This is a genomic window from Undibacterium sp. GW821-FHT11B02, assembly GCF_058808955.1.
Genome location: NZ_JBXASD010000009.1, coordinates 226690 through 239427, shown reverse-complemented (window position 1 = coordinate 239427; position 12738 = coordinate 226690). Strand labels below are relative to the sequence as shown.

13 protein-coding genes are annotated in these 12738 nt (G+C 48.4%); 7 read left to right on the top strand and 6 right to left on the bottom strand.

Translation table 11 applies throughout. The features are described from left to right. The first annotated feature begins 191 nt into the window (after positions 1 to 191). On the top strand, positions 192 to 890 hold the full coding sequence (locus tag AC1RVX_RS20255) for a FadR/GntR family transcriptional regulator (RefSeq protein WP_493218408.1): 699 nt from the start codon (positions 192 to 194) through the stop codon (positions 888 to 890). Positions 891 to 904: 14 nt separating this feature from the next. Here the strand turns inward: AC1RVX_RS20255 and AC1RVX_RS20250 are convergent, their stop codons facing one another. Beyond that, positions 905 to 1141, bottom strand: a complete 237-nt coding sequence (locus AC1RVX_RS20250) for a hypothetical protein (protein WP_493218407.1) — start codon at positions 1139 to 1141, stop codon at positions 905 to 907. Positions 1142 to 1186: 45 nt separating this feature from the next. Here AC1RVX_RS20250 and AC1RVX_RS20245 point away from each other — a divergent pair, with 45 nt between their 5' ends. Both AC1RVX_RS20245 and AC1RVX_RS20240 read left to right on the top strand, forming a co-directional pair. Next, positions 1187 to 3142 carry a sulfatase-like hydrolase/transferase gene (locus AC1RVX_RS20245; protein ID WP_493218406.1) on the top strand — a complete coding sequence of 652 codons (1956 nt, stop codon included), beginning with the start codon at positions 1187 to 1189 and terminating at the stop codon, positions 3140 to 3142. Between the two features lie 214 nt (positions 3143 to 3356). Next, the gene (locus tag AC1RVX_RS20240; protein WP_493218405.1) at positions 3357 to 3671 is read left to right on the top strand and encodes a hypothetical protein; all 315 of its coding nucleotides are present in this window, start codon (positions 3357 to 3359) and stop codon (positions 3669 to 3671) included. Between the two features lie 46 nt (positions 3672 to 3717). Here the strand turns inward: AC1RVX_RS20240 and AC1RVX_RS20235 are convergent, their stop codons facing one another. Further along, the gene (locus tag AC1RVX_RS20235; protein WP_493218404.1) at positions 3718 to 4710 is read right to left on the bottom strand and encodes an alpha/beta fold hydrolase; all 993 of its coding nucleotides are present in this window, start codon (positions 4708 to 4710) and stop codon (positions 3718 to 3720) included. Positions 4711 to 4875: 165 nt separating this feature from the next. Here AC1RVX_RS20235 and AC1RVX_RS20230 point away from each other — a divergent pair, with 165 nt between their 5' ends. From AC1RVX_RS20230 to AC1RVX_RS20215, 4 genes are all read left to right on the top strand, one after another. Beyond that, positions 4876 to 5574 (top strand): FadR/GntR family transcriptional regulator, encoded by a 699-nt coding sequence (locus AC1RVX_RS20230; protein ID WP_493218403.1) that lies wholly within the window; start codon positions 4876 to 4878, stop codon positions 5572 to 5574. A gap of 69 nt (positions 5575 to 5643) precedes the next feature. Beyond that, positions 5644 to 7050, top strand: a complete 1407-nt coding sequence (locus tag AC1RVX_RS20225) for a glycoside hydrolase family 88/105 protein (protein WP_493218402.1) — start codon at positions 5644 to 5646, stop codon at positions 7048 to 7050. Positions 7051 to 7081: 31 nt separating this feature from the next. Further along, positions 7082 to 8302 carry a BT3233 family polysaccharide utilization protein gene (locus AC1RVX_RS20220; protein ID WP_493218401.1) on the top strand — a complete coding sequence of 407 codons (1221 nt, stop codon included), beginning with the start codon at positions 7082 to 7084 and terminating at the stop codon, positions 8300 to 8302. A 258-nt stretch (positions 8303 to 8560) separates the two neighbouring features. Next, positions 8561 to 9127, top strand: a complete 567-nt coding sequence (locus AC1RVX_RS20215; protein ID WP_493218400.1) for a type II secretion system protein — start codon at positions 8561 to 8563, stop codon at positions 9125 to 9127. 92 nt (positions 9128 to 9219) lie between these two features. On the opposite strand, the gene AC1RVX_RS20210 is transcribed toward AC1RVX_RS20215, so the two are convergent. The 4 genes from AC1RVX_RS20210 to AC1RVX_RS20195 all read right to left on the bottom strand — a co-directional run bounded on the left by AC1RVX_RS20210 (position 9220) and on the right by AC1RVX_RS20195 (position 12738). Beyond that, positions 9220 to 10038, bottom strand: coding sequence for a pectate lyase (locus AC1RVX_RS20210; protein ID WP_493218399.1), 819 nt, complete (start codon positions 10036 to 10038; stop codon positions 9220 to 9222). Positions 10039 to 10134: 96 nt separating this feature from the next. Beyond that, complete coding sequence (locus AC1RVX_RS20205; RefSeq protein WP_493218398.1) at positions 10135 to 11196, bottom strand: pectate lyase family protein; 1062 nt, start codon at positions 11194 to 11196, stop codon at positions 10135 to 10137. A gap of 689 nt (positions 11197 to 11885) precedes the next feature. Next, entirely contained in the window at positions 11886 to 12293 is a 408-nt protein-coding gene (locus AC1RVX_RS20200) for a type II secretion system protein (protein ID WP_493218397.1), read from the bottom strand. Next, positions 12268 to 12738, bottom strand: coding sequence for a type II secretion system protein (locus AC1RVX_RS20195; RefSeq protein ID WP_493218396.1), 471 nt, complete (start codon positions 12736 to 12738; stop codon positions 12268 to 12270). Before AC1RVX_RS20195 ends, AC1RVX_RS20200 begins: the two co-directional genes overlap by 26 nt.

Genomic DNA, 12738 nt, shown 5'->3' with positions numbered 1-12738 from the left:
GGGCCAGGCCGGTTTAACAATTAAATTGGGAGTACGAATCAATTTGATGGTTAACAGGCGCTGGCAATGCGCATTGCAACAATTCTTATCTTTCCCAACTTGCCACATTGAACATATCAAACTAAGATTGGAAGTTGGCGGTTTCGCCTGCTTTATATTGCATTAAACATTGCATTAATCGAATTCTATCAATGAAAAAAAATCCTGCTCCTCAAGAAGCAAATATTACCGAACCACGGCTATACAGGGTGGTGTCAAGCCGAATCCAGGAACTTATCCGCGAAGAAAACATCGGTGCTGGCGAGCGGTTGCCACCAGAACGTGAACTGGCCACCAAGCTCAGTGTAAGCCGCACCTCCCTCAGAGAAGCCCTTATCGCACTGGAATTGGGTGGCATTGTTGAAGTGAGGGGGGGGTCAGGTGTCTATGTATGTGAACAGACCAGTGAGGCCGAAGTTGCCGAGCCCATCGGTCCTGGTCCATTTGAAGTACTGTCTGCACGCCGCCTGATAGAATCAGAAGTTGCAGCAATCGCCGCCAAAATGGCAACGGACTCGGCCATTGACGCCATACTGCGAACCGTCGTCGAGATGGAAAGTAATCACGACAATCGCAATAGCAATGAAATGGCCGATCGTAATTTTCATCTGGCAATTGCACGTGCCACCGGCAATAGCGCGCTGGTAGGCGTGGTTGAATATCTATGGAATCAACGTGGTACTTTGTGGCACAAGCTCAAAGAACATTTCCAGACCGAAGAATTACGCAAGCAAACCTTGATAGACCATCGCAACATCCTGGAAGCAATCGCGTCTCATGATGCCGTTGCTGCACGACAAGCCATGCGCGCCCACCTTGACAGAGTTACACGCACGTTCTCCCGGGGTTAAGCAAAACGCCATCATCACACCAGCTTGACTGCCACGCCGCAGTCAAGTGTCTTTGACTCTCTCCACTTGCCCCTCCCTGTTTCCTGCTGATCCAGCTTCTTCTGGTTAAAGCAGGGTAAAAACTTGGCCTGCCTCATTTTCATCTTTGCTTTTTTTGCAAGTACAGTTATTATTATCAATAAGATAATTGCGAAAAATGACAATGGCGGAGCAAGTTCTTCGTTTGCCCTCCCATTCTCAACAGCAGCCATAAAGATCAATGGCGCTTCCTTCCCCACAACCAGCGAAAGATCATCATGAGCACAGAAAAACAGTCCGACAGACCCAATATCCTCTTCATCATGGTCGATCAGATGCGTTATCCGCCACGTTATCCAGCAGATCCACTGGACCCGTTGTACCAGATTTTGCGCTTTGAAGAAGGCGACCTGACCGACAACCCTTATGCCGAACTATTCCCTGGCTTCGTCAAACTACGTGAAAACGGCGTGTCGCTGCAAAACCATACCTGCTCAAGCATTGCCTGCGTACCAGGGCGTGCAACCATTATGACAGGGCAGTACAGTGCGCATAGCGGAGTAACACAGACAGAAGGCATGTTCAAGGTGGACACCGACCCCGCCTTTCCCTGGTTGCCTGAAGATGGCGTGCCCACCATGGGCGACTGGTTCCGTGCGGCTGGCTATGAGACACATTACTTTGGTCGCTGGGATTTATCCAACCCACCTACTGGCAGTCTTGAAAACTGGGGATTTGGTGACTGGGAATATTCAATCCCGTCTGACCAGCGTTTTGGCACGCCCAATCTGGGTGTATATCGCGACAAGAGTTACACCGATCTGGTCACCACGTTTTTGCGTCGCAAAGGCTTAGGCGTGGAAGCAAACATTATTAACAGCAACAACCCCACCAATGCCAGTTTCAAACTGCGACCATGGCTGGCTGTAGCTTCCTTCGTCAATCCACATGATATTGGTGCTTATCCTTTTCCTTGGCAACCAGCAGTAGAATCTGCAACCACACCACCCACTCTGGGTGAAATCATTGCGCCTTACGGTGCGCCTGTAAAGGGCACAATGAGTTTGCCACCAACCTATGGCAAGGCCCCCAATCAATTCAAGGCTACCTATTGTGTACCGTTAAACCCCGGTGGTTTCAAATTGGGCGAAGTCAAGTTGCCCGCCAGCTGGCGCGGCGACTTGTCCAGCAAGCCGGATTGCCAGTACGACTATTCCTACAAATTCCAACTGGCGCTGACGACCTTGCGTGGGCAACATGCTGTCATCCCTTCGCCTTATCCTTTCAAAATGCAAAGCAATGCGGAAGACTGGTATCGCAACTACCTGGCGTTTTATCTGTACCTGCAATACCTGGTGAATATCGAAGTCAGCACCATACTTGAGCGTCTGTATGAATCCGGCCTCGATCAAAACACCATCGTCGTCTTCACCTCAGATCATGGCGAGTTGGCCGGTGCCCATGGTGGCCAAATAGAAAAATGGTTTGGAGCTTATCAGGAAAGCATACACATTCCTGCCATCATTTCTTCGCCGCTGGTCAATGGTGACAAAACCATGCGTACCGTGCAATGCCATACCACCCATGTCGACTGGGTGCCGACCTTGCTGGGCCTGGCAGGTTTTGACAAGAATGACAGACAGGCATTGGCCAAGTTCATTCAGGGGCATGACGTCAAGCCACTGGCTGGCGAAGATCTGGCACCGATCATTCTTGGCAAAGCGCCAGAGACGGAGAGAAAAGGTGTACTGTTTGTGTCCGACGACAACATCACCGCACCGCTGGACACCAATTACCTGCCCGACAAATACCAATGGTACGTCGATATCACCGAGCGCCTGACCGGCCCTGATGGCCACCCCACTGAGAAAAGGCCGCTGACCGCTCCCGGCCCTGTTGTACAGCCCAACCATGTGCAATCGTATTTTGAAAAACCGTGGAAACTGGTACGCTATTGGGAACCTAAGAATCACGCCAACACCCAGTGGGAACTGTACAACCTCGACGTCGACCTCAATGAAAATCACAACCTGCTGCATTGGGACAAAGCCACTGGTGCGCCAGTATTACGAGTTGGAGTAATTGCTGAACTGGGACTGACTGTGCTCCAAACCGAACACGCCCTGCTCCACCTGCGCAAAGAGTTGAATCACGCATTGCTCCATGCCGGTTATACGCCAAAAAATATGCAAGACATGGGTATCGTTGCGGATGGACAGGCACCGACTACATAAGCAAGAGAAGGATATTTGTGCAAGGCTGACACAAAGCTGGCCCCGACTATACCGTCAGCGACGAAGATGGTACTTTAGTACGCAACTCACAGGAGAGGAGTTGAAACTCAGCCAGCCAGTTTTGCGTGAGTCCTATTATGAAATGAGTTCGTCCATGACAAGGTATGTTAAAGTCCAGTTTTCCATAAGGTAGCCAATAATTTGGGAGACCAGAATGAAAAAACCTGTCAACTTGTTTTCCTGGCCTATCGACGTAACCCTTGATTCACAGGCTATCCATTTTGTTCTTTTTGGAGTTTGGACATTTCATTCGCTAAGCATTGAAAATATCAAATCTGCAGCAGAAATCGACCACAATTTTAGCGGAACACAAAACTCAGGCAACCCCAGGAATCAGTTTTTTGCGCGTAGTTTTTTGATTGAAACAACGCTGGGGTGGATGGACCGGCGAATGTTGGTAACCCCCAAAGACCCTGATGAATTTCTGACCTGGTTAAAGCTGAAGAGAATTAATATCACGACCAGGTAAGGGCTTGCGGAAAAGGCCCCTCTCGATCTCAGAACCCCTGAAATCATCACATGTGAAACACCCGTCCCAAAAACTCACATATTGCATCCACCGTTGGATCCAGCCAGGGGTCAAAGAGCCAGAAGCTATGCGGCGTATCCGGCACCAACACGACCTGCGTTGTAATGCCCAGCGTCTTCATCTTTTGTATCATCTCTTCCCGCCCCAGGCTGAAACGTTTCTGTGCACTACCTATAAACAGTATGGGTGGTGTATTTTTACTGACATGTGACAGCGGAGATGCCTCTTTCCATAATTCAGTTTTCTCGGCATAGGTGCCGCCAAACCAGGCGCCGGCTGACGATGGTTTCCTGGCCGGATTATCTTCATAAAAACGTGCCTGTTCAGAGGTAAAGTCTGACAGTCCATCAATGTTGACAACAGCCTGCACAACACTGGATACCTGACTACGTTGCGCTTGCGGATCGAACTTTGACATGCCATTGGTAACACCGACCAGAGCAGCAATTTGCCCACCAGCCGAGCCGCCCGCAACAGCAATACGATCAGGGTCTATATTATATTCAGCCGCATGGGCTCGCATCCAGCGTATTGCTGCCTTCACATCATGTATTGCGGCGGGGTATTGTGCTTCAGCAGAAAGTCGGTAACTGATCGTAGCCGCAACATAACCACGCCCGGACAGCCGTATGGCCATGGCCGCCAGATTTTCCCTGGATCCTGAACGCCACCCGCCGCCATGAACCAAAATAATCCCTGGCATCGCATTTTTTGGGGGCTTGGCGGGTAAAAACAAGTCCAGTTGCAATTCCCGTGTTTCGTAACCTACATAGGGAATATCTCTGACAAGCTTAACGGATACGGGCGCAATCTGACTGGCAATCTGTATAAAAGGATAGGCAGTGACCAGCTTTTGATAAGTAGATTCAGCCGTATAGACATTTTCTGCCGGTGCGGGCTTACCAGGGAAGATACATCCAGCCAGCAAAACAGCAGCACAAAACACGGCCAGAATGGATTTCAGGTGCCACTCTCTCAATGATGCCTCCCTTTATACGCAGGACATACCCTGCCTGCCACACTACGGTCATTTATTATCCCATAATCAAATAATAATTGGCTAGTCCACATTGCATTATTGGACAGGCCAATTTAGAATGGTCTGGCCAATTAAAATTACAAAATTCAGGTATATCGTCAAAGAATGAAGAAAATACTTGCAGGGGACACTGCCATCGTGCATGAGCCAAGACTCTATCGCATCGTGGCACAGAAGATAGAAGAATTTATACGGGACGAAAATATCCCTGCCGGGGAGCGCTTGCCTTCAGAACGCGATTTAGCCCCTCAATTAAAGGTCAGCCGCTCTTCCCTGCGGGAAGCATTGATTGCACTGGAATTAAGTGGTGTGATAGAAGTGCGTAGCGGCTCTGGTGTCTACGTCAAAAACCGCGATGGACTACAGCCCGCTGCGCACGAATTCGGACCCGGCCCATTTGAAGTGCTGGCAGCAAGACGACTGATTGAATCTGAAGTGGCCGCCATCGCTGCACGCAAAGCCAGCGACCAGGCTATTGATGCCATTTTTGACGCCGTACTTGAAATGGAAAGAAATCACGATAATCTTTCCAGCAATGAACAGGCTGACAGAAATTTCCATATGGCAATAGCACGTGCCACTGGTGACAGTGCATTGTTCGGTACAGTCGAGTATTTATGGTCGCAGCGTAATGGCCTCTGGCACAGGCTGAAAAGTCATTACCGTACCGAGGAATTACGTCAGGAAACATTGACCGACCACAGAAATATCGCCAATGCCATTGCCTGCCATGACCCGGCTGCTGCGCTAAAAGCGATGCGTGAACATCTGGAACGTGTCACTCGCACCTTCTCCCGGGGATAGACGCTTAACTAAGAAAAATCCTGTCAAACAAGAGAAAATCGCTCAACATATTCACCAATGCTCAAACATATGACATTAAATTCCATTTTTATTAAAACACTCATCGCGTCCTTGTTCTTGTATGGTACCGCTTATGCTGAAGGCCCCTACCGTAACAGGGACAACAAGAACTTAAAAGATGTTGGCGAAGGGACTTATCCTGTCCCTTACCAAAAGCCGGACGCTGCTGAAATCACTGAAGCATTACACCGTGTGCGCGCATATTTGGACACAGCCACACCTACGCGAGTGATCATCAAGAGTACGGGCGCAGAGGTAACCGACTTCAACAAGCCGGTAGCCGATGCCATTTTTGAACCAGCCAAAGGCGATTTTGGCATCATGGTTTATGAAATGGGGGTAGTACATGCCGGCTTACTGAAAGCCGCTGAAGTCACTGGTGACAAACATTTTACCGCAATGACAGAGCGTCATTTGCAGTTCTTTGCCAAAACCATGCCTTATTTTGACGCACAAGAAAAACAATTTCATCTTGAACGCGAAAACAGCTTTGCCCGGTTCCTCGACCCGCGCTCACTGGACGACAGTGGTTCCATGTGTGCAGCACTGATCAGGGCACGTTTTGCCAATATCGGGCCGGACATGTCAAACATGATCAAGGTCTGCAGTCATTTCGTTTCCAAACAACAATACCGGCTGGCTGACGGCACGCTGGCCAGAAAACGTCCGCAGGCATCGTCATTATGGTCTGACGATATGTATATGGGCATACCCGCGCTGGCAGAAATAGGGCATTTGACCAAGGATCGCGCCTATTTTGATGATGCAGTCAAAAACGTTTTGCAAATGTCTGCCTATATGTTCAACAAACAGGCAGGTATCTATACCCATGGCTGGAATGCCAACAACCCGGATGCGCCGCGTTTTTACTGGGGCCGCGCCAACGGCTGGGCGGTAATGACCATGTCCGACTTACTGGATGTATTACCAAAAGATCATCCAGGCTACCACAAGGTATTGAACCAGCTACGCCTCACCTTGCGTGGCATTGCTGAGCTGCAGTCTGGCCAGGGTCTATGGCATCAGATGCTGGACCGCAACGACTCTTATCTTGAAACCTCTGCCAGCGCCATGTTCGTTTATGTTATGGCGCATGCCATCAACCAGAACTGGATCAGCCCTGCAACCTATGGTTCTATCGCCCAAGCTGGCTGGAACGCCCTGTCAACCCGCATCAATGCAAAGGGCCAGGTTGAAGGCACTTGTGTAGGTACCACGTTTGCCAGCGATCAGGTGTATTACTACAACCGCCCGACCAGTGTTGATGCGCTGCATGGCTACGGCCCGATGTTATTAGCTGGCGCTGAAATGATCAAATTGTTGAAAAATCCGGCTATTGAAATTCAACACAAGGTACGCACGTACCATTATCTGCCTGCTGGCAACAGCAGAACGGATTATCGCGAGCATCCATGATTCGCATAAACATACAATGGAAACCACACCTATGAAACAGACTCTACGTCTTCTTGCGCTCCCGCTGGCCTTGCTTGCCGCTGGCCTGGCGAATGCTGCAGATAAACTGACGATTCAAGTCAGTCATGACCTGAATGCAGCTCGCCCATCAGAAACCATCACCCTGCCCTGGTCAGAAGTTAACAAGGCCTTGCCAGGCGCACTGATACAAAGAATTGCTGTCAAAGATGCCAAGGGCAAAGTATTGGCACATCAGGTAACCAATATAGCGCCTTTATCCAAAGACCCCAAAGGTGAAGGCATTGCGTATGGCGAGCTGATTTTTCAATATGACTTTGCCCCCGGTGAAAAACAGGCCGTGTTCAGCGTAGAGAAAATCGACACACTGGTACCGGTGTTTGAATCCAAAGCATACGGACGTTATATCCCCGAAAGGCTGGACGACTTCGCCTGGGAAAATGACAAGATAGGCCACCGCACCTATGGACCGGCATTGGAGGCTCCCGCTCCTCCGGGCAGCAACAAAGAAGTATTGCGCAGCAGCGGGCTGGATATCTGGTTTAAGCGAGTACCCTATTCCATAGTCGACCGCTGGTACAACAAAGGCCATGACCATTACCACAAGGATGAAGGTGAAGGACTGGATATGTACAACGTCGGCAGATCACGCGGATGCGGCGGTACTGGCATCTGGGACGGCCAGACCCTGTACACCAGCGCTAATTACGCCACCTGGAAAGTCATCGCCAATGGCCCGGTACGAACAGTATTTGAGCTAGCCTACAACAATTGGGATGCAGCAGGGGTGAAGGTATCCGAAGTCAAGCGTTTCACTGTCGATGCCGGTCACTATTTTGACCAGATAGAAAGTACATTTACTTTCTCTGGCCCCTCACAATTGAAAGTGGCACTGGGTCTCAACAAAACACCTACAGACAAGGGCCAGAATCCCGTCATCAAACTGACTAAAAATCAGTCAAATCCATCACTCACCCAATGGGTAGATCAGTCAAGCAACGGCTCTATTGGCACCGCCATCATATTGCCGAATGCAGAAGGCTTTGCCGAAGACAATCTGAATCATCTGATACTGGCGACGGTATCTTCCGATAAGCCATTGCGCTATTACGCAGGCGCTGCCTGGGATCGTGCCAGCCCCTACAACAGCGATGAAAAATGGCAAGCCTACGTCAAGGAAACAGCGGAAAGAATGCAACACCCGATCAAAGTAACAACTGTCAGCAAGCCTTGATCGCGTCATGATTGACTTGCCTGATGGCGATTGCAGCAATGGTCATCAGGCATTTTCATTGATTTTCCTGCCCACGGTTTGCGCTTGGCTGGCTGCAGATAAATACCTGACTTCGGCTCTTGCTATCCATATCCCAGTCAACCTCGATAAACGGTGCATACGTTCCCTTTTATTTAAGATAGTCACTGCACGTAAAGAGGATACGAGTTGATGAATCCGGGTATCAGTAAGTTTCGCAGGGCGATATTGCGCATAAACATGCTTACCCAAATTGATCTCGCAAAGGCAGCCAAAGGATCTGCATGTGACAACACGCAAACACGCTTCGCCAGTCAAACCGGCTTTACCTATGTTGGAGCGATGATACTGGTCGCCATCATCGGTATCGCAACGGTTGCAACCGCATCGGTTGCCGACACAGCAAGACGGCGTGCTGCCGAAGAAGAATTGCTGGTAGTCGGCAAGCAATACATCAAAGCCATACTCGAATATGAATTGAATACGCCGGCAGGAAACGCCAATCGCGCCCCTTCACGTCTTGAAGATTTGTTGCGCGACCCCAGGCAGGCAGGTGTAAAGCGCTATATCAGGCAACTCTACCCCGATCCGATTACCGGCAAACTGGACTGGCAAGTGGTTGCCGCGCCTGGAGGAGGAATTATGGGAATTAAAAGTGCATCATGTGCACCAAGTATTAAACGCAGCTTCCCCCAAGGCGACTTTACTTATCTTAACGGTCAAAAACGCTATTGCGACTGGATTTTTGCTTATGTCATGGCATGTGGTGCCAATTGTAAAGACAGCGAAAAACCTCAGCGCGACTGATTAGAACTCATTCTGTAGAAAGACGCCATCAATTATTGATGGCGTCTCCATTCCAACAATTACTCAACAATTGCTCAACAATTGCTCATCAATTACTTTGACACTTTACAGGAGCGTGCTACGTTAGCTGCGTTTGTATCGTCCTTCGGTTCGTTCCCGGAAACGGTACCGATACTACCACTACAAACAGGCGTGATATTGGAGTTCAGATCCTTGATTGTGGCAACATCAAAGGCATCTTTCAGGCCCGGCAGCTTGCTACTGTTAAAGCTGCTGTTGACGAGCACAGGATGACCGACATTGAAGACTGTCACATTGCTGATATCGGCATAACGTGCGCTTTGTTTTGATGCGCTGCAATTACCGCAAGACCGATACAGCTTCCCGCCTTCTTCTGCATAAAAATTGGTGATCACGATTTTCCCGCCTTTACCATTATTCTGGAAAATTTTATCCGCCGCCTTGTATGCTGCGCCGCCAGTAACAGTCATTGTGCCAGGGCCTTTGAGTGTTGCCGCATCCTCGCCGACATCTCCCCAATACACATTTTCGATTCTGCAGTTACCACTACAGTGCACACCATCTGCACCGCCTGCCTTCAAGTTGCGACCAGATCCAAAGTCAGGATCGCCGATAACAACATTCTTCAGTGTCGCCCCTTCTTCCAGAGCGAAATGCGGGATTTGAGTTTCACTTTGATCGCCAGCCATGCTCTTGCCGGTGCCAACCAGACAAACCATCTTGCCATATTTGACCAGGCCATCAAAAACCGTATTTGCCGGAACCGTCGTTGTCGACGAAACAGATAATTTGGTGCAGGCAGGTACAGGTCTTTTAGCCGGTGCTGCGTACGCACCAACAGCAAAAGCAAATCCAAAAAATGCAAAGAGTACACCATGTAACTTTTTCATTTGTATCATCTCACTTTCAATAAGGTAATCAAATGCGCGACCCGAGCACCATCAATCAGCCGCCCGGATCGGCAAACCAGGATTGCTCAGCCCTGCTTATTGAGCGAGATTGGTGCGCGCACCAGCAGTTGCAATTGCCTTGGCTTTCACACCAGCTGCAGCAGCGGCTGTATAGGAATAACCGGTAGCACCATACGCCTTAGTGGTTGTCCAGTCTGTCGCATTGGCATAAGGCTTGGAAGTACTGTCTGGTGCAGTCCAGGTAATGCCACTGCCGACAAAATTGTCTTTTAACTCCCAATAGCCCAGAGCACTACTGTCACGAGACGTCACAGGATTGGCAACATTTTCAAAATAATTTGATTCAACCAGAACCTGAGCACCCATACGCGGATTGATGCCGGAGGTATGGACATTACCGAAGTAATTATTGAACAGATGTGCTTTGCCATAACGCAGCAATGGCAAACGCGATTTGACGTTTTCGAAGCGATTGTTGTGATAAGTGGTTCTTGAAGCAGCATTCAGAGTATCGCTGTCACTGTAGCCATTCAACGCCACTTTTTGATAGTCATACACGTAGTTATAAGAGACAGTGATATTGTTTGCCCCTTTTTTCATGTCAATGCCACCATCAAAGGAAGCATCACCAGCACCCGGACACATCGTCAGTGAGGCAAAAATTGTATTGTGATCTATCCAGACATTGCTGGGTTTGCCAGTAGAATTACCTTCTATCGAAATGGAATCTGCCATTTCCCCTCCCTGCAACAAACCTATGGTCATGTTTTGCACGATGACATTATGCGCATTGCCAACAACATGAATACCAAAATTGGCACTTGAGTCACCAGTACCTTTGATCGTGACATCACTTTTGTTTTTAATCTCGACTATTTGCGCCGGTTTTTTCCATTGCGCGCACACATCAGTGATGGTGGAGTAGTCAAATTTGCCGGTATAGCTAAGAACCAAACCGCCACTGCCAGAATACTTGTCAATCTCCGCCTGCATGGCAGCCATGGTTGCAACCGATATCGGCGTCTTGCTACCGCCACCAGTTGTGGCTGCGCCATAACCTACCGGTCCAGCAATCGCTTGTACGCCAGCTGCAATGCCCGCTGCCAACAATGTCACTTTCAGAAAATTCACCTTCATTTTTTTGTCTCCATTTATATTGATTCATGATTTGACCATGTCCAGGGCAAGCGATCATCCGTGGTGCGACAAAAAGATAAGCGCTCGCTGCTCGTTTGGCAGCATTATTTCCCTGCATGGGAGAGACCAGACATGCCGCTTCAATTTCTTCACATACCCTCATACTGAGCATCGTTTAAGACCACTCCCGGGTGAGTATTTAAAGATTTTTAACGTTTTTCCGATCCAAATCGAGAATGCGCGTGAATATAAGTACCTGTCAATCAAGTTCATGACAGGGGTATAACCAAAATAAAAATAATCTTTCTTTTAAAGCATTCAAGTTAATTTTATTGGAATTAACAAAAAAATTAACTCCATCTATTTAAACTCTAAAATAAGTTAAATCCTCTAAAAATTAACCAATATTTGATTTTAACTATTGAACTAAAATCTCTTATTTTTAACAAACATGTTTAATATTTAAGTATCCTTGCGTGAAAAAATATCTTAGAAATAAAGCAAAAAAACAACAATTGGTCCAGCCAATATTAAATTTGATCCATCCAATAATATTATTGGATGGACCAATATAGTTATGTAAGCTAAATTCTTATGGATACAGGGAAGGTATTAAATATTTGGTCAGGCCAATATTTAAAATAAAAGTGTAGGAATTAAATTAAAAGCAATGTTATGCGCAGACTTATTTACAGCTGGTTGAACGGCAAGCCATCTCGTGTCATACCTTGCGCACCACTTTGAATGTCGTAAATGCCACCACCCTTTTCTGGCGCGATGAGCACCCAGGTAGCACTGCTATCTGTAACAGGATCCACAGGCAGGGATCGCAAATACCTTCTTTCAACAAGTTCATCCAGCGATTGCGGATAACGCCCCGTATCACCATAAAACTTGTCGATGACTTCACGTGTCACATGCAGGTTTTTTTTAAGTACTGTCTCTTTGGATTGTTGGATGCTATGAAAATAGCGTGGTACTGCAATGGTCAGCAGCAATGACAGTATTGCCAGCACCACCAGCAATTCAATCAGGGTAAAGCCGCGCTTGCCAGCGCACCTCCCCTCGTCTTTACCAACGCAGATAGGGAATGCCATTCAGTCCGACCAGTTCAGAATTAGAATGTATATCGTAGACATCATCACCCGACATGGGTTTGTCTGCCTCGCTTTGATATGAACGCAGCCCCCAGGTTTGTTCGTCTGGCAAACTGCTGTCTTCACAAAATGGATCACGCGGAATGCGACGCAAGAAAAATATTTTCTTTGGCCTGGCACTGCGCTGATCTGTGACCCCTTTCACTAATTGCAGCAAATTCGGTGGGTAACCGCTGCTGTCTGGCGCCGTTAAAATACGCCCCTCAGCGCTGGTGCGTTTATAGTCATCCAGTGCATTGCGGATTTCACGCAGTGCCAGGCGCAGTTCCTGCTCTTTCTGGCGCTGCACCGCCACTTGCGCGACCGGCAAGGCAATCGCCGCTAGCAAAGAGACGATAACCAGTGTCACCATCAGTTCTATCAGGGTAAAACCTTTGCTGCGCAC